This window comes from Mesorhizobium sp. M0563 (assembly GCF_040321065.1).
In the GTDB taxonomy this organism is placed as follows: Bacteria; Pseudomonadota; Alphaproteobacteria; order Rhizobiales; family Rhizobiaceae; genus Mesorhizobium.
The window spans coordinates 49954-76725 of sequence record NZ_JAMYQV010000017.1; the positions used below are offsets into that span (position 1 = coordinate 49954).

Here is a 26772-nt window from a genome sequence, read left to right on the forward strand (position 1 = left end):
GACGGAACGGCTGCGAGCGGAAATCGTTCCGCCGTGGCAGGCTATTCCACAGGCCCGCCCGGACGAGAACGTTCGTTTCATTTTCGTCAGGGGAATAGCGCAATGGCCAAACGCAGCGCAGGGTTGCTGATCTTTCGCCGAAGCGAAGGACATTTCCAGGTCTTGCTGGTGCATCCGGGCGGCCCATTCTGGGCGAAGAAGGACGACGGCGCATGGTCGATCCCGAAGGGCTTGATCGACGAGAACGAGGACGAGCTAGCGGCGGCAAAACGCGAGGCCGAAGAGGAACTCGGCGTCGCCATCGATGGAGGTTTCGAACACCTTGGCAGCTACCGGCAGCCGGGCGGCAAGCTCGTCATCGCATGGTGCGTCGAGGCGGATTTCGACAGCGACGCCATCAGCAGCAACACCTTCGTCATGGAATGGCCGCCAAGGTCCGGCTCGATGAAGGAATTCGCCGAAGTCGACAGAGCGGGCTGGTTCTCCCTGCCTGAAGCCAACCATAAGATCCTGAAAGGCCAGCGCGCCATGTTGGCGGACTTTGCCAGTCGGCATGGCGACGGATGAATTTGTTTCAGCCCAGTTCTTAAGGGCAGTGCTTGGGCTTCCTCACCGCTCTGCTTTAAGCGCGTTGCGGCCGCAGCGTGCGCAACGTGATCGAATAGCGGTGCTCGGCAACCGGCGGGATGCTGTGCTCCCATTCACTGCGCGCGGCGTCCGTCATCAGATAGGCCGATCTTGGCTCGACGGTGACCGTCTTGCGGTCCCATCGCGTGCCGTTTTTCCGGCGCAGGCGAAAGCTGCACGCGGCCAGCAGGGAAACGCCGGCGACCGCCTCGAAGTGAGGCTTGTCGCGGTGCCAACCGATACCGGCGCCCGGCCGGTACTCATTGATCAGAACCTGCACGAAGGTCTCGGCGGGCAAGCGGGCAAAATCCGCAACCTTTTCCCTGAGCGGCAGCAGAAAGCCGGGTATCGGCGGCGCCTCGACGACTTCGCGCCGGTCGTAATCATAACGCAGCCCAAAACCGACCACCCGCCGGTTTGCGAGATGGCCGTGAAAGTCGAAGGCCTGAAAAGGCAGGGTTGCGAGCTGGCTTGCCAACGCTGCTTCTTCGTCCGGCGTGATCAGTTCGGGCCGGTAGCGGAATCCTTCCGGCAGGTCGGCGGCGGCGGCAAAGAGATCGCCCTGGCGGGCTGCAGCCGATGTCTTGGGCGATGGCATCAACCGTATTTGGTGAAGCCAGCCCGTAGCGGCAAGGCTGCTTCGGCAGCAAGGAACCTCGCTCTCCGTGCAGGGTTATTCCCACGACGGCATGGAATTGAGCACTGCCGAGCATTGGACCTGTCGAGGATGCCTTCAACTGCGATCAGAAACATCGATTACCAGCCGGCGACGAGGGTACTCTCCGTATGGTTCGTCCCGAGCGGAAGCCGCTATGATTACGAGGACGTGCCGCCGCAAGTCCACGCCGCGTTCCGCAAAGCCTCGGCGAAGGGCCGGTTCTTCAACGAGCATATTCGCGACCGGTACAAATACCATCTGGTCGAGCAGAGCCATTCGAGCTGAGCCTTCAGCCGCTTCTCAACCACGATCTCGGCTTTCCGCCATGCCTCGCCGCGCGGTGGCAACGAGCGGACTTCGCAGTTGGCGAGCGACCTGATATTGACCATGGTCCTACCCGAAACATCGAAAGCCTGGAATGTCCGCCGAAGCCGAAAAAACCGAGCAGCTCCAGCAATTGCTCGACAACCTCGACCTGGCGGGCGCCCTGGACAGTGACAGTTATAAAAGGTTCCTCGACCAGCTGCCGATTGCGATCGCAATTTCCGATTTGGGCGGCGATGAACGTGTTGTTTACGTCAATTCCGAGTTCCAGAAACTGTCAGGCGTTTCCGTCGCAGAGCTGGAGCGCCGCAACTGGGCTGCGCTGAGCGGACAAGGCTTGGGCGAATACAAGGACCGGCCGCTGGCCCGGGCCATCGTCGAGGATATCGATCGCGCGGGGACTTTCAGGATGCAACGTGCCGGCACAGAGCCGGTCATGGTCGACGTTTATTCGAACCTGATCGAGGACGAGCGCGGGCGACGGTCCTTTCGACTGGTCGCCCTTGTCGATGTCACCGCGCACAAGGCAAGCGACAGCGAGGCCTTCGAACAACGCATCCGTGAAAAGGACATGCTGCTGCGCGAATTGCAGCATCGGATGAAAAACAATCTCCAGATGATCACGGCTCTCATCAGGTTGGAGGCCCGCAGCGCGGCGTCACCCGATCAGAAACGCTTCGAGCGTCTCGCCGGCCGCGTCGATGCACTCGCAATTCTTTATCAGGCGCTGTCGGCCGACGAACAGAAGGCCGAAGTTGACCTCGGCGTCTATCTCAGCCAGATCGCTTCCGCAGTGATGACGTCGCACGCCGTGCAAGGCATCCGGCTGGATATGAAGGTCGACACCTATCCCGTGTCCATCAACGTGGCGATGCCAACCGGCCTGGTGGTCAACGAGCTTTTGACGAACGCGCTGAAACACGCCTTTCTGGGTCGCGAAGGCGGGACAATCACGCTGCGCAGTGTTGTCGACGGCGACGGCTTTCGCATCGTTGTCGCCGATGACGGCATCGGCCTGCCCGAAGGCGAGACCTGGCCGAAACCCGGCAAGCTCGGAGCGTTGATCGCGCAATCGCTGACCGAGAACGCCAAAGCCCGGTTCGAGGTGGACTCGACCCCCGGCAAAGGAACGCGAGTGACCATCGTCTTCAACAGATCGGCCGCGCTCGCTTCGTAGCCGCACGAGCAGGGCTGCCGCAAGCGGGGTCATTCGAGGCCATCCGCATCAGCCGGGCCCCTCCATTACCTTGCGCGTGTGGCGGGCGATGACACCTTCTTCGTCGGTCGCCACGACGCGGACTTCGACCTTGCTCTCCGCCTGGCTCATCAGCGCGGCATGGGAGCTGTTGGCTGCCTCGTCGATCGCCACGCCGAGCCAGCCAAGCCTGTCGCAAATCGCTTTGCGGGCCGGAGCCGAGTGCTCGCCGATGCCGCCGGTGAACACCAGGCATTCGAACCCGCCCAGCGTGTTGGCGAGGGCGGCAATCTCCCTGGCGGCGCGGAAGGCGAAAAGCTCCACCGCTTCGCGCGCCCGGCGGTCGTCGCTGGCTTCCAGCGTGCGCATGTCGCCGGAAATGCCGGACACGCCGAGCAGGCCGGATTCCTCGTAGAGCATGTCTTGCAGCGCCTCTCCCGAAATCCCTCTTTCCAATAGCAGGTACAAAAGCACGCCCGGATCGATGGCGCCGCAGCGTGTGCCCATGACCAGGCCGTCAAGCGCCGAAAAGCCCATCGTCGTATCGACGCTTCGCCCGTCGCGCATGGCGCACAGGCTCGCCCCGTTGCCGAGATGGGCGACGATGGTTCTTTTCGCCGCCAGATCGGGCGATATCTGCTTGAGCCGGCCGGCGACATATTCGTAGGAAAGCCCGTGAAAGCCGTAGCGGTGGATGCCGTCTGCCTCATAGTGGCGCGGCAGCGCGAAACGGCTGACCAGAGGCTCGATGGTCCGATGGAAGGCCGTGTCGAAGCATCCGACCTGCGGCAGGTCGGGTCGCAACGCGGCAAGCGCCCGGATCGGCGCGAGGCTGCGCGGCTGGTGCAGTGGCGCAAGCGGCGTCAGCCTGTCGAGAGCCTCGATAATTGTCGGCATCAGGCGGACAGGTTCGACGAACTCGCGTCCGCCATGGACGATGCGATGTCCGGCGGCGATCAGTTTCCTTCCGCCAAGTTCGTTCTCGATCCATTGCAGCATCTGGCCGATGCCCATGTCGCGTGATGCGTCTGCGGCAAGTGGCCGATCGCACTGCAGCTCCCCATCGGCGGCTTTCGCGGTCAGCCTTGGCGCATCGCCCAGATCCAGTGAACCGCGCGAGGCAAGATCCAGCTCGGCGGACGCTGCAAGATCGTAAAGTCGGAACTTGATGCTCGACGAGCCGGCATTCAACGCAAGGATCGATCGTCGCATCAATCGCCGGCCCTCGTCGCGCTGTCCTGTGGCCAGGACCATTTCTGGATCTCGGGCATGTCCTCGCCATGTTCGCGGACATAGGCCGTGTGCTCAGCCAATTTCCCATGCAGCGCCGCGGCAAGATCCTTCGCCCGCTCGGCCAGCCCCGGCACGCGCGCGATCGCGGCGAGCGCCAGATGATAGCGGTCGAGCTGGTTGAGCACCACCATATCGAACGGCGTCGTCGTCGTGCCTTCCTCGCGAAAGCCATGCACATGCATGTTGTCGTGGTTGGCGCGCCGGTAGGTCAGGCGGTGAATGAGATAGGGGTAGCCGTGATAGGCGAAGATGACCGGCTTGGCTTTGGTGAACAGCGCGTCGAATCTGTCGTCGGCAAAGCCATGCGGATGCTCGGAATTCGACTGCAAAATCATCAGGTCGACGACATTGACGACGCGGATCTGCAGGTCCGGAATGCCTGAGCGCAGGATGTCGGCTGCGGCAAGCGTCTCCAGCGTCGGCACGTCGCCGGCGCAAGCGAGAACCACATCCGGATCTTCGCCCTTGGCAACCGTCCCGGCCCATTCCCAGATGCCGGCACCGGCCTTGCAGTGCGCTTCCGCGTCTTCGGCGGACAGCCATTGCGGCGCCGGCTGCTTGCCGGCGACGATGACGTTGATGCGGTTGTAGGTTTTCAGGCAATGGTCGGTGATCCACAGCAGCGTGTTGGCGTCGGGCGGGAAATAGAGCCTGACCGTGTCGGCCTTCTTGTTGGCGACGAAATCGGCAAAGCCCGGGTCCTGATGGCTGAAACCATTGTGATCCTGCCGCCAGACATGCGAGGTCAGCAGGTAGTTGAGCGAGGCGACCGGCTTGCGCCAGGCAAGTTCGCCGGAGGTCTTCAGCCATTTGGCGTGCTGGTTGACCATGGAATCGACAATGTGGACGAACGCCTCGTAGCACGAGAACAGGCCATGGCGGCCGGTCAGCAGATAGCCCTCCAGCCAGCCTTGGCAAAGATGTTCACTGAGCACTTCCATGACGCGGCCGTCACGGGAAAGATGGACGTCGTAGGGCTCGATCCGCTCCATCCAGACGCGGTCCGTAACCTCGAACACGTCGTCGAGGCGGTTGGAGGATGTCTCGTCCGGTCCCATCAGCCGGAAATTCCTGGCCTCGGCGTTCAAGCGGACCACGTCGCGAAGATAGCTTCCGACCGTGCGCGTCGCCTCTCCCACAGTGCCGCCCGGACGCGGTACGTCGAGCGCCAGGCCTTTCCAGTCGGGAAGCACGAGGTCCTGTTTCAGCAGGCCGCCATTGGCGTAGGGGATTGCGCCCATGCGTCGTGACCCCGTAGGTGCCAGCGCCGCGAGCTCCGCCAGGAGATGGCCGCCTTTATCGAACAGTTTTTCCGGCTCGTAACTGCGCATCCAGTCTTCGAGGATCTGGCGGTGCGCCGCATCGCCGCGTGCGTTCGATACCGGTACCTGGTGCGAACGCCAGAAATCCTCGACCTTCTTACCGTCGACCTCTTTCGGCCCAGTCCAGCCCTTTGGGCTGCGCAGCACGATCATCGGCCACAGCGGCCGCTCTCCCTTCCAGCCCGCGGCTCGTGCAGGCTCCTGGATGGAGTGGATCCGGTCGAGCACGGTATCGAGCGTGCGGGCCATCTCCCGATGCATCGCAGCAGGTTCATGACCTTCGACGAAGAAGGTTTCGTAGCCATAGCCGAGGAACAGGCTGCGCAACGCCTCGTCTTCCATGCGGCCGAGGATCGTCGGGCTGGCGATCTTGTAGCCATTGAGATGCAGGATCGGCAGGACGGCGCCGTCGGATGCCGGGTTCAGGAACTTGTTGGAATGCCAGGCCGCGGCGAGCGGACCGGTCTCGGCTTCGCCGTCGCCGACGACGCAGGCGACCACAAGGTTCGGATTGTCGAAGGCGGCGCCGAAGGCATGGACCAGTGCATAACCGAGCTCTCCGCCTTCGTGGATCGAGCCGGGCGTCTCCGGAGCCGCGTGGCTCGGCACTCCGCCGGGAAACGAGAACTGCCGGAACAGCTTTCGCAAGCCGTCTTCGTCCTTGCCGACCTCGGGATAGATCTCGCTGTAGGTCCCCTCGAGCCAGGTGTTCGCGACCATTGCCGGGCCGCCGTGACCCGGACCGCAGATGAACAGAACATCGAGACCACGTTCACGGATGATCCGGTTCAGATGCACATAGATGAAATTGAGGCCGGGTGTCGTGCCCCAATGGCCGAGCAGCCGCGGCTTGATGTGCTCGGGCAGCAAAGGCTCGCGCAAGAGCGGATTGTCGAGCAGATAGATCTGGCCAACCGAAATGTAGTTCGCGGCGCGCCAGTAGCGGTCCATCACATCGATCTGGTCAAGGCCGGTTGTTTGCGCAGTGGTGCGGGCCTCGTCGTTCATAGAAATGCCTCCGGAATACCCTCGTCCGTCGTTATCTGGGGTGGCGTCGCGCCGGAGAAAGGATTTGCCTCGAAATAAGTTAGGGCGGCCGCCAGCGCCGCTTGCCGATCCTGCAACCTGGCGAGCCCGACAAAAGCGGGTCGGTCTTTGGGGAACCTCGGGGCTTGCCAACGGTTAGGAAGGTGCACCGCATTGTATGAATCCAGGCGGACTGCCGAGGCCCTGGGACATGGACCGGCCAAAGTGCCGTTTGAGCAGCTTGGGCGATTGTGGCGGAGGCCCATAGGAGGAGCAGAAAAATGCTCGATCTCTCCCATGCCCGCAACCAAATGGTCGACATTCACTTAAGCCGCCGTGGCATTCGCGACCGCAATGTCCTTCAGGCGATGCGCGAGGTGCCGCGCGAGGCTTTCGTCGAGCCTGGTTTTGAAGAATTTGCCTATGAGGACGGGCCGCTGCCGATCGCCGAAGGTCAGACGATATCGCAGCCCTACATCGTTGCGTTGATGATCGAAATGGCGGAGATCGGAGCCGGTGACCACGTCCTCGAGGTTGGCACCGGCTCGGGCTATGCGGCTGCCGTAATGAGCCGGATCGTCGAACGCGTCTACACGATCGAGCGCCACGCCGCGTTGGCTGAAACGGCAAGGCAGCGGTTTAAAAAGCTTGGCTACGACAATATCGAAGTCCGCACCGGCGACGGCACCAAGGGCTGGCCCGAGGCGGCACCCTTCGATGCGATCCTGGTTGCGGCCGCCGGGCCCGGCGCACCGCTCGCCCTGCAAGAACAGCTCGACGTCGCCGGTCGGCTTGTCATCCCGGTCGGCGACGAATTCGACTCGCAGCGCCTGCTCAAAGTCACCCGGACTGGCGCAGCAACTTACACCGAGGAGGATTTCGGCGGCGTGCGGTTTGTTCCACTGATCGGCGAGCAAGGCTGGGGCGAGCCAGGCAGCGACAGCCAAATAGCGGCCGATCTTCCGCACCGGCATCAGCGCAGAAGCAGCCTGCCGCAGATGATAGCGACCGCCGCCGAACCGCTTCCGGATTTCGACGATCCCGCCTTCGGTGCGCTGTTCGACCGGTTTGCCGACCGCCGCGTCGTCTTGCTCGGCGAAGCCAGCCACGGCACGTCGGAGTTCTACCGCGCGCGCGCCGCGATCACTCGCAGGCTGATCGAGAAGCATGGCTTCACCATCGTCGCGGTCGAGGCCGACTGGCCCGATGCCGCGGCGATCGACCGCTACGTCCGTCACCGGCCACCGCGGCCGGGCGCCGATCCGCCGTTCCAGCGCTTTCCCACCTGGATGTGGCGCAACACCGACGTCGCGGCGTTCGTCGACTGGATGCGAGAGCATAATGAGCGGATCAGGATATCCTCCCGGCGGGCCGGGTTCTATGGCCTCGACATCTACAATATGGGCGGGTCGATCGCGGCGGTCTTGCAATATCTCGACCGGATCGATCCGCAGGCGGCAAGGATCGCACGCGAGCGCTATGGCTGCCTGACGCCGTGGCAGAACGACCCGGCCACCTATGGCCGTGTCGCACTCACCTCCGGCTACCAGAAATGCGAGAAGGCCGTGCTCGAGCAATGCCGGGAACTGCTTTCCAGAGAGCTCGACTATGCGCAGCAGGACGGCATCGATTTCCTCGACGCCACCCAAAACGCCCGCCTGGTCGCCTCCGCCGAACGCTATTACCGCACCATGTATTACGGCGGCGCGCAGTCCTGGAACCTGCGCGACACCCACATGTTCGAAACACTGGAGCACCTGCTGCAGGCCCGCGGCCCGGCCGCCAAGGCGGTGGTGTGGGCACATAATTCCCATATCGGCGATGCCCGCTATACCGAGATGGGGATCGTCAGGGACGAAGTGAACATCGGCCAGCTCTGCCGCCAGCGTTTTGGCGACGAGGTTGCCTTGATTGGGCTCAGCACGCATTCCGGGACGGTGGCCGCCGCCACCGACTGGGACGGCGACATGGAAGTGAAACCGGTTCGGCCTTCCCACAACGACAGCTATGAGCGGCTTTGCCATGACAGCGGCGTCTCGCCTTTCCTGCTCGATTTCGAGCGCGACGACACGCTGCGCCAACGGCTTCTGGAGCGCCGGCTGGAACGCTTTATCGGCGTTATCTACCGGCCGGAGACCGAGTTGCACAGCCACTATGCGGATGCCTCGCTCGCCCGCCAGTTCGATGCTTTCGTCTGGTTCGATGAAACCAGTGCCGTGACGCCGCTTGGGCCGGAACATGCGGGGACAGGCCTTCCCGAGACCTATCCTTTCGGGCTCTAGCGAGTTTGGACCCTGGGGAAGCGGAAAATCGGAATAAGGAGGTCACCAATGGCCGGAAAGAAGACTCATGAGCAGCAATTGCGCATCATCGAAGAGCGCGAGAATACGAAAAACGCTGGCAAGGATTTCGACGCGGAAGCGGATTTGAAAAAGACCAGGCAAGAGCGCGAGGCATTCCGGCGCGGTGCCGAGCTCAGATCGGACCCCAAGGACATTGCCGATCCCGACGACCGCAACATCATCCGCGGCGAGCATCAGGAAAGCGCCCACAACAAGCATCGCGCCGACCGCTGAAACGGCGGGATCGCTTAACGTTAAGACAGTATGGCGCCGGTTCCCGTTCCCCGATCTGACGGATGCAGCGTTCGTGGCCGCAAATTGGCGGACGAGGGCGCCGTCTTGATCCCCTCGGCGCTATTCAGCAAAAAATGTCGCGGCGACAGCAATTGAGACGAGGCTCAGCATCGCCAGGCCTGCCCTGGCGACATGCGAAGTCTCCCAGACGTTGCGCAAATCTCTCCAGTCGCCGGTCTGCTTTCGAGAAAACATTGAAAAAAACGTCGCGGCTGATTGCGGCATGGCAACGTCTTGCACCCAGAAATTATTGACGGGATGCGTGACCAACCAATAGGTCGCATGTTCCGCCAGCAGGAAGACAAGCGCCGCCAAGGTCCACCAGAATCGAGCGCTTGGATAAGGCGTCAGGTAGAGCAGGATGGCGAGTGCAATGATGCCGCCGATCTCGGCAAACCCGCCGATCGTGAAGCCGGGATAGTAGATCGCCTGCACTGATTTGTAGGTAGCCTCCTTGAGGCGCAACTTGCCCGGCAACTCCAAAGCGTGCGCAAGCGACAGCGCCATCGTGACAGCGACCAGAAGAAGGCGGCGATCATCAATACGCGCATGTTCCTGCTCCCTGACCACAGCGTGGTTGGTGATCCGGTAAAGGCGACGCCACCCGACTTCCCTGCAGGCCGGTTCGGTCATTCCCCGATCTGGCTGGTCGACCGTTCGTGGAGTGTGGCGCCGGTCTGCGCGTCGACCGCGACCATGCTGACCTCGTAGCCCCAGAGCTTGCGGATATGGCGCAGCGTGGCGTCACGGCTGCCGCCTTCCAGCACGATGCCGTCCTTGACCTTGTGCTGCAGGCGCAGATGCCGGTCGCCGAGCAGGTCCACGTCCACCACCTGGATGTCCGGCCGGCTGGCGCCGATGTCGTAGCTGTGGGCGAGTGCGGCGCGGACGCTCTCGTAGCCGCGCTCATTGTGTATCGAGGCGACTTCGTAATGCGGGTCGTTGGCGGCATCGGCAAGGACAAAGAACCGCCATTTCCGTATCAGGGTAGGGCTCAGATACTGGCGGATGAAGGACTCGTCGCGATGGTTGGCCCAGGCGTCCAGCAAGGTCTGGCGCCAGTCGCCATTGCCGGCGATATCGGGAAACCAGTCGCGGTCCTCAGCCGTCGGCGCGGTCGAGATGCGCTGGATGTCCTGCATCATGTCGAGACCCAGCGCGTAAGGATTGATACCGGAAAAGCGCGTATCGTCGAACCCTGGCTGGAAGATCACGTTCGAATGGTTGCGCAGGATTTCCAGCATGGCACCTTCGCCGATCAGGCCGCGGTCGAACAAAAGGTTCATCAGCGTGTAATGCACGAAGGTGGCGCAGCCCTCGTTCATCACCTGCGTTTGCCGCTGGGGATAGAAATACTGCGCGATCACGCGGACGATCCGGATGACCTCACGCTGCCACGGTTCCAGGATCAGGCTGTTCTTCTCCAGGAAATAAAGCAGGTTCTCCTCGGGCAGCTTGAGCGATTTCTTGCGCTCCGTCATGGTATCCGTTTCGCGGACCTTGGTGCCGTCCTTGGAAGGCGGCAGCGTGCGCCACAGATCGTTGTAGGAACGTTCCTCGTATTCCAGGCGCTCGCGAATCCCCTCGCGCTGCTTTTCCGACGACAGCTTCGGCGGCCGGTGATATCTGAACACGCCCTGTTCCATCAGCGCATGTGCGGCATCGAGGATCTCTTCCACCGCATCGACGCCGTGCCGCTCTTCGCAGCGGGCAATATAGCCCTTGGCAAAGTCGAGATAGCTGAGGATGGCGCCGGCGTCCGTCCACTGCCGGAAAAGATAATTGTTCTTGAAGAAATGGTTATGGCCGAGCGCCGCGTGCGCCGTCACCAGCGCCTGCAGGGCCATGGTGTTTTCCTCCATCAGATAGACGATGCAGGGATTGGAATTGATGACGAGTTCGTAGGCCAGCCCTCGCCCACCTTTGCGGTAGAGCAATTCCTGGTAGAGGTAGTGCTTGCCGAACGACCAATGCCGGTACATCAGCGGCATGCCGACAGAGGAATAGGCGTCGAGCATCTGTTCGGACGAGATGATCTCCATCTGCACCGGATAGACGTCGAGGTGGAGCTCTTCGGTGGCGACCGCCTCGATGGTCTCGTAGGCGCGCGACAGCGTCCTGAAATCCCAGTCGGAACCGGAAAACAGCAACCCGGATTTGCTCGCCATCAGCCCCCTCTTTCACCGCTCTTTTGATAACCCGGCTGTCTGGCGAAGAGTTGGCGGAAAACCGGGTAGATGTCGGCCGCCGTGGCGATGCGGCTCATCTGGAAGTTCGACCATCTCAGCTTGACCGCACTGTAGGCACGCCACAGCGACGTGCCGTTGTCGGTAGCGCCGAAGATGTGGCTCTCACGTTCGTCGAGGATCTCGACATAGGCAAAATACTGGCAAAGCCGCATGATCTGTTCGTCGAGAAGGGCGATGCAGCGCTCGGAATCGGTGACGAAATTGTCGCCGTCCGAGGCCTGGGCGACATAGATGTTCCATTCGCGGCTGGGATAGCGTTGCTCGACGATGCGGTGCATCTCCTCGAGCGCCGTGGAAACCACCGTGCCGCCGCTCTGGGTGTTGTAGAAGAAGGTTTCCTCGTCCACCTCCTGCGCCTCGTGCGTGTGGCGGATGAAGACGACCTCGGTCCGGTCATAGCGCCGCTTCAGGAACAGGTGCAGCAGCACGAAGAAGCGCTTGGCCAGATCCTTCTCGCGTTCGCCCATCGAACCGGACACGTCCATCAGGCAGAACATCACCGCATTGGCGTTCGGCACCGGCTGGGCGTCGAAGCGGTTGAAGCGGATATCGACCGGATCGACAAAGGCGATCCGCTTGCGGCGGCGCTCCAGCCGCTCAAGCTCTTCCTGCAGCGCCACGATGCGCTGCCGCATCTCGGCGTTTTGCGGCTTGGCCTCCAGCGTCGCGATCTCCTGCGCGACAGCGTCGACCGCCTCCTGCTTGGGACGCCTGAGCGCTATGCGGCGGCCATGGCTGTTGCGCATCGTGCGTCCGACATTGATGTTGGTCGGCGAGCCGGTCGCGGCGAAGCCGGCCCGGCGCGGCTTGAAGGCGAGGATCTCCTTGAGGTTGAGCTTGACCATATCAGGCAGTTCGAGGTCTTCGAAGAAGAGGTCGAGCACCTCTTCGCGCGACAGCACGAAACGGAAATCGTCCTCCGATTCGGTTCTCCCCGGGGCGGATCCCATGCCGCCGCCCTGGCCCGGCTTGGGCAGCCGGTCGCCTGGGGCAAAATGCTTGTTGCCGGGCAGGACGTGCTGGCGGCTGCCGCTGTTCCGGGCATCGTTGAAGCTCGGCTCGCCGGTGCCTCGCGCCGGCATCGAAACGGCATGCTCGGCGTCCACGTCGGCGATCTTGCCGGTGCGGATCTGATCGCGGATGGTGCGCTTCAACTCTTCGCGCGCCCGCCGCAGGAAACGCTGCCGGTTGCCGAGGCTTTTGTCCTTCGGGTTCAGTCGGCGATCGATGAAGATCGGCATATGTTACCCCGGGCTGGCTTCAACCCGCCTTGTTCACCCGCATGTACCAGTCCACCAGCCGGCGGACCTGGCGCTCGGTGTAACCGCGCTGGATCATCCGCTGCACGAATTCGGTATGCCGCTTCTCCGTCACGCTGTCCTGCTTGGAGCCGAAGCTGATCACCGGCAGCAGATCTTCGACCTGCCCGAACATCCGCTTCTCGATGACTTCGCGCAGCTTTTCATAGCTTGTCCATGACGGGTTACGGCCGTGGTTTCTGGCCCGCGCGCGCAGCGTGAACTTCACCACTTCGTTGCGGAAGTCCTTGGGATTGGCGATGCCGGCCGGCTTTTCGACCTGCGACAGTTCGTTGTCCAAAACCTCGCGATTGAGGATCTGGCCGGTATCGGTATCCTTGAAGTCCTGATCCTCGATCCAGGCATCGGCATAGGCGATGTAGCGGTCGAACAGGTTCTGGCCGTATTCGCTGTAGGATTCCAGATAGGCCTTCTGGATCTCGTGGCCGATGAACTCGGCATAACGGGTGGCGAGCTCCGACTTTATGAAATCGAGATAGTCCGCCTCGGTTTCCTTCGGGAACTGCTCGCGCTTGATCGCCTCTTCCAGGATGTACATCAGATGCACCGGATCGGCGGCGACCTCTTCGGTGTCGTAGTTGAAGGTCTGCGACAGGATTTTGAAGGCAAAGCGGGTGCTGACGCCGGTCATGCCTTCATCGACACCGGCCGCGTTTCGGTACTCCTGGACCGACTTCGCCTTGGGATCGGTTTCCTTGAGGTTCTCGCCGTCATAGACGCGCATCTTGGTGTAGAGCGGCGAATTGTCGTGTTCGGCCAGGCGGGTCGAAACGGTGAACCGGCTGAGGATATCGAGCACTTCCGGAGCGCAGGGGCTGGAGGCCAATTCGCTTTCGCGCAACAGCTTCTCGTAGATCTGCCGCTCTTCGGTGACGCGCAGGCAATACGGCACCTTGACCACCAGGATGCGGTCGAGGAACGCCTCGTTGTTCTTGTTGTTCTTGAACTGCAGCCATTCCGATTCGTTGGAATGGGCAACGATGATGCCCTGATAGGGGAAAGCGCCGAAATTCTCGGTGCCGTTGTAGCTGCCTTCCTGGGTCGCGGTCAGCAGCGGATGCAGCACCTTGATCGGCGCCTTGAACATCTCGACGAATTCGAGCAGTCCTTGCGTCGTCCGGTTCAGGCCGCCGCTATAGGAATAGGCGTCCGGATCGGACTGGCTGAAGTTTTCCAGCTGCCTGATGTCGACCTTGCCGACCAGGGCCGAAACGTCCTGGTTGTTCTCGTCGCCCGGCTCGGTCTTGGCGATGCCGATCTGGCGAAGCCTGGACGGCATCAGCTTGACGACGCTGAATTTGGAGATGTCGCCGGACAATTCGTCGAGGCGCTTGGCCGCCCAGGGCGAGATCAGGCCGTTCAGCCGCCGCCGGGCGATGCCGTATTTGTCCTCCAAAAGGTCGCCCATGCGGTCGGGGTCGAACAGCCCGAGCGGCGATTCGAAGACCGGGCTGACCTGGCCGCCGACCTTCAGCGTATAGATCGGACGCTGCTCCATCAGCCTTTTCAACTGCTCCGCAAGCGAGGACTTGCCGCCGCCGACCGGGCCGAGGAGATAGAGGATCTGCTTGCGTTCCTCGAGTCCTTGCGAGGCATAGCGGAAATAACCGGCGATACGTTCGATCGTATCCTCCATGCCGTAAAAATCGGCGAAGGTCGGATAGATCTTGATCGTCCGGTTCGAAAAAATACGGCCGAGCCGCTCGTCCTTGCTGGTATCGACAAAGGTCGGCTCGCCGATCGCCTCGACCATCCGCTCGGGCGCCGAGGCGTACATCGACTTGTCCTCGCGGCAGGCAAGCAGATATTGCTGGAGGCTTATCTCCTCCTGCGCCGCATTCTTGTAAACCTCGGAAAACAGATCGAAGACGTCGGATTGATTCTCACGCATGGTATTCCTAGCCCCGGAGCCGGTGTGGCTGCACGTTTGTCTCTTGAACAACCAAATGTCGGAAAGCCCTTGTGGTTCCCTTCACTTTGCAGAGAGTGCCTGTGACCGAATGATAAGACTCTAGATAAGAGCATCCTGCATGCCGACAAGGCGTGGAACGTCCTGCTCGAGGCACAAAATCCTGAATCACGCCACGCGGTGCGGGCGACCTCCGACAAGACGGAGGAACGGTTCTGGTCCTTCCCGGTTGTGAGGGAAAGGAGACGGTTCGATGTTTGAGACTAGTTTGTGGTTGCTCGTTGTTGCAGGCGGTCCACTGCTGCTGGCAATCCTGATCGCCTACGCCCTGCTCACCCAGCGCCGTCGCGGCCCGGCGGAGCGCAGGGAAAGCGAGCGCGCGACCGAGCGCCTGTACCAGGAAAAGAAGGACTGACCGACGGGATCGCAGCTCAGCTGCGGGCAACCGCCAGCCCGGCCACTTTTTCGGCGCGCAGCAGCATGCCGAACAGGTCACGCGGCTCATCGGGATCGGCCAGAAGGTCTAGTTCCTCGTAAAGGCCGGTCCGCTGAAGCTGATCGCGGACGTAGCGTAGCGCGGAAAAATCCTCGATCGCAAAGCCGACGGAATCAAACAGCGTGATCTGTCCGGCGTCCGTCCGGCCTGCTGCCTTTCCTGTCATCACCTGCCACAATTCGGTGATCGGATGGTCCGCATCGAGCTGCTGGCTCTCGCCTTCGATGCGCGTCTGCGGCGGATATTCGACGAAAATATCCGAGCGCAGCAGAATGTCGCGATGCAGCTCGGTCTTGCCCGGGCAGTCGCCGCCGACCGCGTTGATGTGCACGCCGGACCCGACCATGTTGTCGGTCAGGATTGTTGCCGATCGCTTGTCGGCGGTTACCGTGGTGATGATCTGTGCACCTTCAACGGCCTCCTGCGCCGACGCGCAGAGCTTGATGTCGAAACCCATGCCGGCAAGGTTCTTCATGCATTTGGTCGAGGCCGCCGGGTCGATATCGTAGAGGCGCAGCCTGTCGACGCCAAGCAGCGCCTTGAAAGCAATAGCCTGAAATTCCGATTGCGCGCCGTTGCCGATGATCGCCATGCATCTGGCGGCCCCGGGAGCGAGGTATTTCGCCGCGACCGCCGAGCTGGCCGCCGTTCGCAGGGCAGTCAGGATGGTCATTTCCGAAAGCAGCATCGGATAGCCGTTGCCGACATCGGCAAGCACGCCGAAAGCGGTCACGGTCTGGCGGCCGTCACGCGTGTTCTTCGGATGCCCGTTGACGTATTTGAAGCCGTAAAGCTGCCCGTCGCTGGTCGGCATCAGCTCGATGACGCCGTCAATGCTGTGCGAGGCGACGCGCGGCGTCTTGTCGAACAGCTCCCAACGCCTGAAATCCTCTTCGATATAGGCGGCAAGCTCGACCAGGAAGCGCTCGATGCCGATGGCAAGCACCAGCTTCATCATGCGGTCGACGCTGACGAACGGAACGATGTTCAAATTGACGGTCATGGCTCAGAACCCCCTCGTCGGGCGATCCATGATCCCCCGGCCCATCAGGCTTGCGGTCAGGTCGACCAAAAGCGTGGCGGTGCGGCCGCGCTCGTCGAGAAAGGGGTTGAGTTCGACCAGGTCGAGACTGGTGACGAGCCCGCTGTCATGCAGCATTTCCATCGCCAGATGCGCCTCGCGGAAGGTGGCGCCGCCGGGAACGGTGGTGCCCACCGCCGGCGCGATCGACGGGTCGAGAAAATCGACATCGAGGCTGACATGGAGCATGCCGTTGGCGGCGCTCACCCGTTCGAGAAAGGCGCGAAGCAGTTGCGCGATGCCGTGCTCGTCGATCGAACGCATGTCGTGGACCGTCACGCCGGCTCTGCGCAACGCATCCCGTTCCGCCAGGTCCACGCTGCGGATTCCCAGCGCGCATATGCGAGCCGGGTCCACCTGCGCCGCGAGGCGGGGGAAATAGCCCTCGAAGCCGGGCTGCCCGCTGGCATAGGCCAGCGGCACGCCATGCAGATTGCCGCTGGTCGTCGTGTCGAGCGTATGAAAATCGGGGTGGGCGTCGAGCCACAGCACGAAGAGCGGCCGGCCGGCATTCGCTGCCCGGCGGGCAATGCCGGCGAGCGTGCCGGCCGAAATGCTGTGGTCGCCGCCGAGAAAGATCGGCATTGCGTCGGCGCTCGCAGCATAGGCGGTTTCGCTGATCGCTGCCGTCCAGGCGGCGATTTCCGGCAGCGCCTTCACCACCGCGTTGCCGTGTACGACAGGGCGCATGTCGGCAGGGACAATCGTTCCGAGGTCGGTCAGCGTATGGCCAAGCTCGGTCAGCGCGCCGGCCAGACCGGCCGTGCGCAGCGCGCTCGGCCCCATCTCGCAGCCCATCCGGCCAGAGCCGGCCTGGATCGGTGCTCCCACGATCACGCAGTGCATTCTCGTACCCCACCAAATTACGATGCCTTTAGTGAATCCCGCATCGCTGGCAGAATGAACATATCAAATTGGCAAATTTGTCGAAGTGCCTTACCATAGTGGCAGCATCTACTTCCGTTGTGAGCAATCATGGACCAGCTCGACGAGCAGATCATCACCTCTTTGCGGCATGACGCCCGGCGCAGCATTTCCGACCTTGCCGTTAGCCTGGGTGTCTCCCGGGCAACGGTAAGGTCCCGGATCGAGCGACTTGAAAGAGGAGGCGTCATCGTCGGCTACACCGTCATTCTACGCGCCGACGCGGTCGATCAGCGGGTGCGTGGCATCATGATGATCGAAATCGAAGGCCATGCCGCAGATCGCGTCATCCGGGCGCTGGGCGGCTTCTCCGAGGTCTCGACGATCCACACCACCAATGGCCGTTGGGATCTGGTGATAGAACTCGGAACCCAGACGCTGAGCGAGTTCGATGCGGTGCTGAGACGTATCCGCCTGATCCCCGGAATTACCGGCAGCGAAACAAGCCTGCTCCTGGCAACGCCGCGCACCACCAAAGCGCGGCTGTGACCTTCGCCCGTGACCTGTAGCGGTAACGAAGCTACGGAACCTTCAATTGCTGCCGCGGTTAGAGCAATTCCAGGAAAAGCGTGGAACGATTTTCCGTTCGGAATTGCGTCAAAACAAAAAGATTGAGCGGTTCGGCGTTTCCGCGAAACCGTTCCAAGCCCACACAGGCCTTCTTCGAGGGAGAACAAGCATGGCTCACGCCCAGCAAGAACTCGTCGAATTCGTTATCAGCAAAGCCTTCAATCCGGTCATGCGGGCCAAACCCGACGGAAAATCCGATGCCGAGCGCAAGATGCTCGAACATGTTCAGCAGGCCACGAAGACCGAGATCGAGCGCTATCGCCGTTACGGCTCGGCTGAGGAGGTCGCGACCAATTTCAAGCGCGACCTGAATTCCGACGCTGCCAAAAAGTTGCACGCCCAGCTGCGACGCCTGCATCTGCCGACGACGAGGACATTCGCGACGACTTCGAGGACAAGGCCCGCGCGTTAGGCGTCAAGGCCTCGCCGTAGATCCGCGACCGGTCGTCCTCGGTGACGTCCGTCCGGTTGTCATCACAATCCGTCCTTGGTCGGAGGCCACCCTGACCGAACCGTCTCGGGGATGTTGTCCGACGTCAGCTCGCCCCGATTGAGCTTTTCAATCGCTTCACCGGCTTCGCTCTCGTCGAGACCGGAAAGCGGCAACCCGCCGACCACGACGGCTTCGTCGCTCTCGCTGTCATAGACCTCCCAGAGGCCTTCCGGATCCTGTCGTTTGTCGTAGGGCATGGCCACTCCTCCAGGCAACGCCGCTATTGTACGGCCGCTACCCATTTCAGGGCCTGAGCCTTTTCGTCTTCCGGGAACACCCGCGCCTCGATTTGCGGAAACAGCGCGTCCGTCATTTCCGTGGCTGCCTTGATCCACTGCTTGTCGGAAATCACGGCGGCACGTTTGAAGCGGTGGAACTCGCGGAGTTTGCTCAGCCCATACTGCAGGTCGCGCCGTAAGGCGCCAGCCGTCATGTCTTCGAAATCGGTAAGGTCAGTCAGGACGCCGATGTCCTTGTGGTCGCTCAGTTTCGCTTCGATGGCCGGGATTGGCTGGCTGCCTGAAACAAACTCGGGCCATTCGCGGATGTTCCCTGCCAAAAGCGTGTTTCACTTCGACCTAAAATGACGATCGGCTGGCTTCCTGACCGGTCCTCGGATCGCCTGCGTGACGACGGTATAACGCGTGATTTGGCCCTCCACGGGGTCCTCTCCGTGGAAGTGGATTTCTGCATTCAGCGGCATCTGCGCGGTGTTGCCGAATTGCTTGACCGCGCACGCATGCACGAGCTGTACGTCGGGGTCACGCGTCATGGCCTCCATTGCCGCAAGCTCTGCCGTGCTGCTGCCGCCGATCCGCCAGCTGGCTTCCAGCACACCCGATCGCCAGATGCCCGAGGAATCGACACCTTGGCCGATGTCGTAGTTGCGCCTCGAGGCGAAGAATCCGGGATGGCCAAGCATCGCCGCGTCGTAGGTCCTCGCCTGCGCCACAGCCAAAGTCAGCGCCGGAGACAGCTGCAGCCTGTCGAGCGCTTCCCATCCGCCGCGCACGACGACCAGATCGGATCCGCCGTAAACGGGCTGTCCGGCATTGTCGGCGGTCATCCGCTGCACGCCGTAATAGCTGACCGATGTTCCGTCGATCGCGGTTCTGCCAATGCTCAGCGTGACAATGTCGCGAAGCTCCGTTTCGAGAACAAGCCCGTATTCGCTTAGGTCGGAGGATGGATATCGTTCCAGCAGCCTTTCGATATCGGCGACCGTCGCGGCGGTGTGCTGGTCGCGGCCCCGCGAAGCGCGCGGTGGCTTGAACCGGACCAGCCCGAGCTGCAGCAGACGTTCCGCTGCGCGCAGCGCGTCATCGCGTGAAAATGCGGTGTAGCCTGGCAGTACGGCCGCGCCGACGGCGCTGCCGAAGCCGGTTGGCCAATCTTCGGCCGTGCCGCCGACCCGTCCACCAGCTCGTGGGTTATGGCCTTGGTGGTTGCGAGGCGCCAGGGCACCACACCGCCGAAGAGGTCGTCGGGCCCGTTGATGCCCAGTTGGACCGCATCGGCGGCAAGCAGGCTGTCGTCCGGCACGAAATACAGCCCGCCGTTGTCACCGCCCCAGTCACGCAGGCCCTGGCGGAAGGAAAATCCCTTCAACGCCGCAATCGTGCGCGCGACGGCAGCGACGGTCTCCCATTCGTGGGCATAGATGGTCTCGCCGCCCGGCGCGGAGAACGCGACCACAACACCTTTTGCTCCGCCCGATTGTGTGCCGCTTAGCCCGGTCATGTCGCGCCGCCCTTCGTCCATTGCCGGGCCCATTGCCGTTATTCCGCGGCGATGCGTCCGAACCGAAAAACCCGCTTCCTCGGCGAATGTTCCGGGCAACGGCGCGCTATCCGGTTTGACCGAGTTGCGGCGATCGGAACATCGGCGGCTCATGGTTTTTATGCGGGAGCCTCAGACAGGGTGATGGATGTGCTCAAGGAGGCCGCGCCCCGCGCCCTGGGAGCGGCCGAGGTCGTCGACACATTCGAACGGGCTTGAGACCGAGCTGGCTGTCGCATGAACTGCGGCCAACGGCCGGAACTGTCACCAGCGGTTCATGTTCATGATCGCATTCGTCGGCATCAAATTGTGGTCGAGGTTGGCCATGATCCAGATCGAGCCGCCGATCACCAGGACGACGATCAGCACGCCGAAGGCAAGCGCCAGGGCGTTGTTGGTGTTGTCCGGCCCCGTCGTGATATGCAGGAAGAAGACGAGATGCACGCCCATCTGCGCGATCGCCAGCACAATCAGCGCCACCGGGATGCCCGGTGCCCATATAAGGTTGGTTCCGAGCAACCAGAACGAGGCGATGGTCAACAGCGTTGCCAGCCCGAGGCCGATCACATAGCCGCGTAACCCGGATCCGACCTCGGCGTCGCCGAGGTATTCGTCACCCGGCGCCGTATCGATGTCGTAGCGCTCCAGGCCATCGGTGTCGCGCCTTTGCGCATGGCGGTCGTCAGCATTGCTCATCGATTTGCTCCCAGGAGATAGACCACCGTGAACAGGGCGACCCAGATGATGTCGAGGGCGTGCCAGAACAGGCTGAAGCACATGAAACGCCGAAGAATATCGTCGCGGAATCCCTTGGCGAAGATCTGCGCCATCATCGTGAGCAGCCACAGCAGCCCCGCCGTCACGTGCAGGCCATGGCATCCCACCAGCGTGAAGAACGCCGACAGGAAGGCGCTGCGCGTCGGTCCGGCATCGCGGGCAATCATATGCGCGAACTCGCGCAGCTCGAGCAGGATGAAGCTGGCGCCGAGCACGAAAGTGACAGCCATCGCAACATAGAACCAGGAGCTTCGCCGCGCGGTCACGGCGAGGCTGGCGAGACCGCAGGTAAAGCTCGACAACAGCAGGGCCGCCGTCTCGATCGCGACGTTGCGCAGGTCGAACAGCTCGGCTCCGCTTGGTCCGCCCGCCGTCTTGCCCGCCAGCACGGCGAAGGCCGCAAAGAAGGCCGAGAACATCACGATGTCGCTCAGAAGGAAGATCCAGAAGCCGTAGCCGACGACGATCCGGATCGGTGCCGGTCCGCCGTCGCCATGGCCGGGGGCATGGCCGTGCCCGCGATGGCCGAGGTGGTAGGGGTCACGCTCTCGAACGTCGATCGCGGTCATGGCCTTGGCCCCGTATACGTGGCCAGCGCCTCGCGGCGGGCACTTCGGTTGGCGCGGTCGATCCGGGCGACTTCGGCGGCAGGAATGACGTATTCGGGTATGTCGCGCCACGCGAATACGACGAAGGTGGCGAAAGCACCGAGCGCGCCGAGCGCCACCATCCACCAGATGTGCCAGATGAGGGCGAAACCCATCACGGTCGCAAAGAAGGCGCAGATGAACCCGGTGGGACTGTTGCGCGGCATCTCGATCGGCTCGTATTCAGGCTCGTCGCGCAGCCGGTTTTGCTCGCGTGCCCGCTGCTTGATGCTCCAGTAGGGCTCTTCGCCCTCGACATGCGGAAGCGCGGCGAAGTTGAAGACCGGCGGCGGCGAGGGTGTGGCCCATTCCAACGAACGCCCGTCCCAGGGATCCCCGGTGACATCGCGAAGCGCCGCGCGCTGTCGGATGCTGACGACGAGCTGAATGACCTGGGCGACCACGCCGGCGGTGGTGATTAACATGCCGGCGCCGGCAACCAGCACCCAGGGATACCAGGCCGGCACGTCGAAATGCTGCATGCGGCGGGTCATGCCGAGCAGGCCGACGGTGTAGAGCGGCACGAAGGTGGCGTAGAAGCCGATCAGCGTCAGCCAGAAGGCCAGCTTGCCCCAGCCCTCGTGCAGCCGGAATCCGAATGCCTTGGGAAACCAGTAGGTATATCCCGCGAAGGCGCCGAACAGCACACCGCCGATGATGACGTTATGGAAATGCGCCACCAGGAACAGGCTGTTGTGGAGCAGGAAATCGGCCGGCGGCACGGCCAGCAACACGCCCGTCATGCCGCCGATGACGAACGTCACCATGAAGCCCAGCGACCACAGCATTGGCGTCGCGAAGCGGATGCGGCCGCCATACATAGTGAACATCCAGTTGTAGATCTTCACGCCGGTACCGACAGCGATGATGCTGGTGGCAATGCCGAACGCGGCGTTGACGTCGGCGCCGGCGCCCATGGTGAAAAAGTGGTGCAGCCACACCATGAAGGAGACGATGCAGATGAAGAGCGTCGCGGCCACCATCGAGCGGTAGCCGAACAGCGGCTTGCTGGAGAAGGTGGAGATGACCTCCGAGAAGATGCCGAATGCCGGCAGGACGAGGATGTAGACCTCGGGATGGCCCCAGGCCCAGATCAGGTTCACGAACATCAGCATGTTGCCGCCGGCTTCGTTGGTGAAGAAATGAAAGCCGAAATAGCGGTCGAGCGTCAGCATCGCGAGCGTGGCGGTGAGGATCGGGAAGGCGGCGACGATGAGCAGGCTGGCGGCGAGTGAAGTCCAGCAGAACATCGACATGCTGAGGTAACTCATGCCAGGCGCCCGCATCTTCAGGATCGTGGTGACGAAATTGATGCCGGTGAGCAGCGTTCCGACGCCCGCTATCTGCACCGCCCACAGATAATAATCGACGCCGACGCCCGGCGAGTAGGCGGTCTCGCTGAGCGGCGGATAGGGCAGCCATCCGGTACGCGCGAATTCGCCGATCACCAGCGAGATGTTGACCAGCAGCGCACCGGTGGCGGTGAGCCAGAAACTCACCGAGTTGAGCGTCGGAAAGGCAACGTCGCGGACGCCGAGCTGCAGCGCCACGACCAGGTTCATCAGGCCGATGACGAACGGCATCGCCCCGAAAAAGATCATGATGGTGCCGTGGGCGGAAAAGACCTGGTTGAAGTGGTCGGGCGGCAGATAGCCGGGCGCCTGGAAGGCGAGGGCTTGCTGGGACCGCATCATGACGGCGTCGCTGAAGCCGCGCAGCAGCATCAGCAGCGCCAGCAGCGTGTACATGACGCCGATCCGCTTGTGATCGACGCTGGTGATCCATTCGCGCCACAGATAGGGGAAATGGCCGGCCAGGAAGACCCAGGCCAGCACGCCGAGGATTGCCAGGGCGACGACCGCCGAGGCGATCATCGGCAGAGGCTGATCGAACGGGATGACGTCCCAGCTCAATTTTCCGAGCATTGTCAGCCTCCTGTCTTGGGCGATACGCTCGGCTCGGGGCGACCGGCCTGGGGGCCGGGCGCGGGCGGAACGCCCTGCGTCGCGATTTCATGGAAAAGGTCCGGCTCGACCGAGCCATAGGTCGAAGGCGGCACGTCCAGGCTCTGTCTGGCCAGTTCCTGGTAGCTGGCCCTGTCGAGTGCCTGTCCTTGGCTTCGCGCCGAATTGACGAACGCGTCGAAGGCGTCGACCGCGACAGCATGCAGCACGAATTGCATGCCCGGAAAACCGTCGCCGCTGAAGTGGGCCGACCGCCCATAAAATTCGCCCTGCTGATCCGCCTGCAGGTGAAGCTGCGTCGTCATGCCGTTCATCGTGTAGATCATGCCGCCAAGCTGAGGCACGAAGAACGCATTCATGACACTTGCCGAGGTAAGCGAGAAATGCACCGGCCTGCCCGCCGGCACCACGAGCCGGTTGATGCTCGCGACATTCTGCTCGGGGTAGATGAACAGCCATTTCCAGTCGAGCGAGACGACCTGCACCTCAAGCGGCTGTTGCTGGGAATCCAGCGGCTTCATTGGATCGAGGTCATGCGACCCGATCCAGATGATGCCGCTCAGAAACAGGATGACGAGGATGGGGATCGACCAGACCACCAGTTCGATGCGTCCGGAATAGGCCCATTCCGGCAGATACCGCGCTCTTGTGTTGGTTTCCCGGAACCACCAGGCAAAGCCGAGCGTCGCCACGATCGTCGGGATGACGATGGCCAGCATGATGGCAACCGAATTGAGCAGGATCGTGCGCTGCGCCGCGCCGACTGGCCCGTGAGGGTCAAGCACGCCGCCCTGGCAGCCGGCAAGCAGCCCGGCAAGTAGCGTCGTCGCGCCGACGCGAAGAACGGCACAGTTTCGAACGATCGCCCTCAGCAACATGAGATCTCGCCGTTTCCTGAAAACCGATTGGAACGTTGCAGGCAGCGTGGCTGCCAACCCCGAATGTGCGCGCCGGTGTGCTCCTGGCGACAGTTTCTTCACGCACGCGGCTCCGGCTGGCAGAACCACATGCCGTGGATGTCGTTAAGCGGTCAACCTGTCGAGAACCCCTCCAAATCCTAACAAACCAGCGGCAAATCCCACGCAACCAAAGCCAAATCTTAAGAAACCAGAAACAGTACCCAGATCGACGTTATCGCTAGAAACGTGGCGAATGCCAAGGCGGCAAACCGGTTCATGGCCGCGCCCACAGTTGGGCCATTTCGTCCGCTCCCTACGACTCGGCGCTGAATCCAGTGACGCTGCCCAATGATGCTGCTCAAGATGGTTGCGCCAACCGAACGTATGTTCGTCGCGAAAGTTCCAAAAAGCCAGACCCGTCGCAGCCTTTGGTTGAAGGCCGGCGACAATGCGATGCGCACCAGCGGCGGTTGGGGCGGTTTCCCTGCCAAACGAAGTCGAGACTGGTTGCGTATGTAAAAACTACTTGTCTAGGTGAAAATAGTTGCTACTAATCGGCTGGGCGGTTCAGGGAGGAATTTCGGGCATGACAAGACTGCGCGGTCTCGCGTGGGATCACCGACGCTGCTGGGGTCCGCTCGACGCCAGCATCGGGCCGTATTGTGCCGCCAATCCCGGTCTTGAGATCGAATGGGACCGCCGCAGCCTCTACGAGTTCGGCGAGGGCGCGCTTGGTCCGGTGCTCGGCGCCTATGATCTTGTCGTGTTCGACCATCCGTTCATCGGCGATATTGCCGAAGGCGGGCTGATGGTGCCGTTCGATTTGTCGGCTGAGCAGCGCCGCGGCTTCGAACGGGATTCGGTCGGCGCATCCTGGCAATCCTACGCAAGGGACGGGCGCCAATGGGCGTTGCCGATCGATGCTGCCTGCCAGGTTGCCTCGTATCGCCCCGATCTCCTGGAGCGCTACGGGCCGCTGCCGCGCAGCCATGACGAGGTGCTGGAGCTCGGCCGGCGCGCCTTGAAGGACGGCAAATGGCTTGGGCTGCCGTTGGTGCCGACTGACGCCATGTGCCTGCTTTTGACGCTGGGCGAACCGCGGGAAGACGGCGACGAGTTCATTGCCAGGGAAAAAATCGAGCAGGCCGTTGGGCAATTGCGCCAGCTTGCGGCGCTGTCGCATCCGGATTCGCCGAAATGGAACCCGATCCGCTGCTACGATCATATGACCGCGCATGACGATGTGGTCTACGTGCCGTTCGCCTTCGGCTATGTGAACTATGCCTTCAAGGCAGACAGGCCGTATCTGCGCTTCGCCGATGTGCCGACGCCGCGATCCGCCGGCGCCTTGCTCGGCGGCGCCGGCATCGGCGTCAGCGCCCAATCGAAACACAAGCAGGCAGCCATCGATTACGCGCTGTTTCTGTGCTCGCCCGGCTATCAGCGCGGCGACTATGTGAAATCCGGCGGACAGCCGGGATCGCTGGCGGCGTGGCAGGATGCCGAGGTCAACGCGCTCTCGGGCGGCTTCTTCGCCTCGACGCTGGCGACGATCGAAGCCTCCTATCTGCGCCCGACCCATACGGGCTTCATCAGCTTCTTCCGCCAATGCGCCCCTCATGCTGCCGCGGCCATCGCCGGCGAATTGCCGGCGGCCGAGCTCGCGGATCGGCTGAACCGGCTCTATCGCGAGACCAGGCATGGCCAGCCGCAACGGAGCGTCGCGTAATGGCCACCGATATTGCCCAGATCGTCGACGAAGGCGAAAGCGGCCGCAACGGCTATCGCGTGCCGGCGGTGGAGAAGGCGCTCGATATCCTGGAATTCATGGCTGCCAGCGGCGAGCCGCTGACCCAGACCGAGATCGCCACCGGAATGGGGCGCTCCATTCACGAGATCTACCGCATCCTGCTGCTGCTGGAGAAGCGCGGCTACATTTTCCGGACGCAATCGGACCGCTTCCGCCTGTCGCTGAAGCTATTCGAGCTGGCGCATATGCATCCGCCGGTAAACCGCCTGGTCGAATGCGCGCTGCCGGTGATGCGCGGCCTCGCCGCCAATGCCGACCAGAGCTGCCATCTGGTCGTGCGCGAAGGTGAGAGCGCGCTGGTCGTGCTGCAGATCGATTCGCCTTTGCCGATGCGTTATTCGGTTGCCCTTGGCTCGCATTTTCCGATCCTCGAGACGAGCTCCGGCGCGGTGCTGCTGGCGCATTCGAGCCGCGCCGAGCGCGACCGTATTGTCGAGCGGATCGTCGCTGCGGGCGAAGGCCAAGGCAGCCGGGCGGAAATCGAAGCGCGGCTGAACGACGTCGCAAGGCTCGGCTATGAAATGCGCGCTTCGCTGGCTGTTGAGGGCTGCACCAACATCTCGATGCCGGTGCGCGACCATACCGGCGCGGTCATTGCCGCGCTCACAGTCCCGTTCCTGCCGCAAAAGGCCGCCCGCTTCGATCGCAAGACCGTCTTCGAACGGACGAAGGCGGCGGCCGAGACGATATCGGCGGCGCTGGGCGCGGGCGAAGCTGCCAACTCTCCACGTGCCGACCCGGAACGGCGGGACTATCCGTTCAGCAACTGACAAG

General features: G+C 62.4%; 26 protein-coding genes and 1 pseudogene. 10 read left to right on the forward strand and 17 right to left on the reverse strand.

Features of this window, described 5'->3' with window-relative positions:
- Positions 1-102 precede the first annotated feature (102 nt).
- Positions 103-567, forward strand: coding sequence for an NUDIX hydrolase (locus tag NKI50_RS20970; protein WP_023720514.1), 465 nt, complete (start codon positions 103-105; stop codon positions 565-567).
- A gap of 55 nt (positions 568-622) precedes the next feature.
- Here NKI50_RS20970 and NKI50_RS20975 read toward each other — a convergent pair whose 3' ends face one another.
- Positions 623-1225 carry an alpha-ketoglutarate-dependent dioxygenase AlkB gene (locus NKI50_RS20975; protein ID WP_023720513.1) on the reverse strand — a complete coding sequence of 201 codons (603 nt, stop codon included), beginning with the start codon at positions 1223-1225 and terminating at the stop codon, positions 623-625.
- A 129-nt stretch (positions 1226-1354) separates the two neighbouring features.
- On the opposite strand from NKI50_RS20975, the gene NKI50_RS20980 reads away from it, so the two are divergent.
- Positions 1355-1570 carry a KTSC domain-containing protein gene (locus NKI50_RS20980; RefSeq protein WP_023720512.1) on the forward strand — a complete coding sequence of 72 codons (216 nt, stop codon included), beginning with the start codon at positions 1355-1357 and terminating at the stop codon, positions 1568-1570.
- A 133-nt stretch (positions 1571-1703) separates the two neighbouring features.
- Positions 1704-2786, forward strand: a complete 1083-nt coding sequence (locus tag NKI50_RS20985; protein WP_023720511.1) for a sensor histidine kinase — start codon at positions 1704-1706, stop codon at positions 2784-2786.
- Between the two features lie 48 nt (positions 2787-2834).
- Here the strand turns inward: NKI50_RS20985 and NKI50_RS20990 are convergent, their stop codons facing one another.
- Positions 2835-4016, reverse strand: a complete 1182-nt coding sequence (locus NKI50_RS20990; protein ID WP_023720510.1) for an acetate/propionate family kinase — start codon at positions 4014-4016, stop codon at positions 2835-2837.
- A complete protein-coding gene (locus tag NKI50_RS20995) occupies positions 4016-6427 on the reverse strand; it encodes a phosphoketolase family protein (RefSeq protein WP_352481445.1) in 2412 nt (803 codons plus the stop codon). The genes NKI50_RS20990 and NKI50_RS20995 overlap by 1 nt, the downstream gene beginning before the upstream one ends.
- 299 nt (positions 6428-6726) lie before the next feature.
- Between NKI50_RS20995 and NKI50_RS21000 the strand changes: the two genes are divergently transcribed.
- Positions 6727-8727 (forward strand): protein-L-isoaspartate(D-aspartate) O-methyltransferase, encoded by a 2001-nt coding sequence (locus tag NKI50_RS21000; protein ID WP_352548026.1) that lies wholly within the window; start codon positions 6727-6729, stop codon positions 8725-8727.
- Positions 8728-8775: 48 nt separating this feature from the next.
- Positions 8776-9021: a hypothetical protein gene (locus tag NKI50_RS21005; RefSeq protein WP_023720508.1), complete on the forward strand. Its 246-nt coding sequence runs from the start codon at positions 8776-8778 to the stop codon at positions 9019-9021.
- Positions 9022-9141: 120 nt separating this feature from the next.
- Here NKI50_RS21005 and NKI50_RS21010 read toward each other — a convergent pair whose 3' ends face one another.
- From NKI50_RS21010 to NKI50_RS21025, 4 genes are read right to left on the reverse strand one after another with little or no spacing between them, the layout of a single operon-like run.
- Positions 9142-9714, reverse strand: coding sequence for a DUF1772 domain-containing protein (locus tag NKI50_RS21010; protein ID WP_352548028.1), 573 nt, complete (start codon positions 9712-9714; stop codon positions 9142-9144).
- Complete coding sequence (locus tag NKI50_RS21015) at positions 9711-11249, reverse strand: SpoVR family protein (protein WP_352548030.1); 1539 nt, start codon at positions 11247-11249, stop codon at positions 9711-9713. Before NKI50_RS21015 ends, NKI50_RS21010 begins: the two co-directional genes overlap by 4 nt.
- A complete protein-coding gene (locus tag NKI50_RS21020; protein ID WP_023720505.1) occupies positions 11249-12571 on the reverse strand; it encodes a YeaH/YhbH family protein in 1323 nt (440 codons plus the stop codon). Before NKI50_RS21020 ends, NKI50_RS21015 begins: the two co-directional genes overlap by 1 nt.
- A 19-nt stretch (positions 12572-12590) precedes the next feature.
- Positions 12591-14540: a PrkA family serine protein kinase gene (locus tag NKI50_RS21025; RefSeq protein ID WP_023720504.1), complete on the reverse strand. Its 1950-nt coding sequence runs from the start codon at positions 14538-14540 to the stop codon at positions 12591-12593.
- A 271-nt stretch (positions 14541-14811) separates the two neighbouring features.
- On the opposite strand from NKI50_RS21025, the gene NKI50_RS21030 reads away from it, so the two are divergent.
- Positions 14812-14973: a hypothetical protein gene (locus tag NKI50_RS21030; RefSeq protein ID WP_023720503.1), complete on the forward strand. Its 162-nt coding sequence runs from the start codon at positions 14812-14814 to the stop codon at positions 14971-14973.
- Between the two features lie 16 nt (positions 14974-14989).
- On the opposite strand, the gene ocd is transcribed toward NKI50_RS21030, so the two are convergent.
- Both ocd and rocF read right to left on the reverse strand, forming a co-directional pair.
- Positions 14990-16057, reverse strand: coding sequence for an ornithine cyclodeaminase (gene ocd, locus NKI50_RS21035; protein ID WP_023720502.1), 1068 nt, complete (start codon positions 16055-16057; stop codon positions 14990-14992).
- 3 nt (positions 16058-16060) lie between these two features.
- Positions 16061-16981, reverse strand: a complete 921-nt coding sequence (gene rocF, locus NKI50_RS21040; RefSeq protein WP_352717469.1) for an arginase — start codon at positions 16979-16981, stop codon at positions 16061-16063.
- A gap of 129 nt (positions 16982-17110) precedes the next feature.
- On the opposite strand from rocF, the gene NKI50_RS21045 reads away from it, so the two are divergent.
- On the forward strand, positions 17111-17548 hold the full coding sequence (locus tag NKI50_RS21045) for an Lrp/AsnC family transcriptional regulator (RefSeq protein WP_352481449.1): 438 nt from the start codon (positions 17111-17113) through the stop codon (positions 17546-17548).
- Between the two features lie 58 nt (positions 17549-17606).
- On the opposite strand, the gene NKI50_RS21050 is transcribed toward NKI50_RS21045, so the two are convergent.
- The 8 genes and pseudogenes from NKI50_RS21050 to cyoA all read right to left on the reverse strand — a co-directional run bounded on the left by NKI50_RS21050 (position 17607) and on the right by cyoA (position 24167).
- Complete coding sequence (locus NKI50_RS21050; RefSeq protein WP_352640332.1) at positions 17607-17987, reverse strand: hypothetical protein; 381 nt, start codon at positions 17985-17987, stop codon at positions 17607-17609.
- 116 nt (positions 17988-18103) lie between these two features.
- Positions 18104-18319 (reverse strand): hypothetical protein, encoded by a 216-nt coding sequence (locus tag NKI50_RS21055; protein WP_352481451.1) that lies wholly within the window; start codon positions 18317-18319, stop codon positions 18104-18106.
- A 23-nt stretch (positions 18320-18342) separates the two neighbouring features.
- Positions 18343-18681 (reverse strand): SpoIIAA family protein, encoded by a 339-nt coding sequence (locus NKI50_RS21060; protein ID WP_352640331.1) that lies wholly within the window; start codon positions 18679-18681, stop codon positions 18343-18345.
- A gap of 9 nt (positions 18682-18690) precedes the next feature.
- Positions 18691-20015 (reverse strand): annotated as a pseudogene (locus tag NKI50_RS21065) (DUF3182 family protein).
- A 150-nt stretch (positions 20016-20165) separates the two neighbouring features.
- A complete protein-coding gene (cyoD, locus tag NKI50_RS21070) occupies positions 20166-20597 on the reverse strand; it encodes a cytochrome o ubiquinol oxidase subunit IV (RefSeq protein ID WP_352640330.1) in 432 nt (143 codons plus the stop codon).
- On the reverse strand, positions 20594-21247 hold the full coding sequence (gene cyoC / locus NKI50_RS21075; protein WP_352717472.1) for a cytochrome o ubiquinol oxidase subunit III: 654 nt from the start codon (positions 21245-21247) through the stop codon (positions 20594-20596). The genes cyoD and cyoC overlap by 4 nt, the downstream gene beginning before the upstream one ends.
- Positions 21244-23250 (reverse strand): cbb3-type cytochrome c oxidase subunit I, encoded by a 2007-nt coding sequence (locus NKI50_RS21080; RefSeq protein WP_352717474.1) that lies wholly within the window; start codon positions 23248-23250, stop codon positions 21244-21246. Before NKI50_RS21080 ends, cyoC begins: the two co-directional genes overlap by 4 nt.
- Positions 23251-23252: 2 nt before the next feature.
- Positions 23253-24167, reverse strand: a complete 915-nt coding sequence (gene cyoA, locus NKI50_RS21085) for a ubiquinol oxidase subunit II (RefSeq protein ID WP_352717476.1) — start codon at positions 24165-24167, stop codon at positions 23253-23255.
- A gap of 369 nt (positions 24168-24536) precedes the next feature.
- On the opposite strand from cyoA, the gene NKI50_RS21090 reads away from it, so the two are divergent.
- The 3 genes from NKI50_RS21090 to NKI50_RS21100 all read left to right on the forward strand — a co-directional run bounded on the left by NKI50_RS21090 (position 24537) and on the right by NKI50_RS21100 (position 26768).
- A complete protein-coding gene (locus NKI50_RS21090; protein WP_023720492.1) occupies positions 24537-24707 on the forward strand; it encodes a hypothetical protein in 171 nt (56 codons plus the stop codon).
- A 67-nt stretch (positions 24708-24774) separates the two neighbouring features.
- Positions 24775-25917, forward strand: coding sequence for an extracellular solute-binding protein (locus tag NKI50_RS21095; RefSeq protein WP_352640326.1), 1143 nt, complete (start codon positions 24775-24777; stop codon positions 25915-25917).
- Positions 25917-26768, forward strand: a complete 852-nt coding sequence (locus NKI50_RS21100) for an IclR family transcriptional regulator (protein WP_352640325.1) — start codon at positions 25917-25919, stop codon at positions 26766-26768. Before NKI50_RS21095 ends, NKI50_RS21100 begins: the two co-directional genes overlap by 1 nt.
- The last annotated feature ends 4 nt before the right edge of the window (positions 26769-26772 follow it).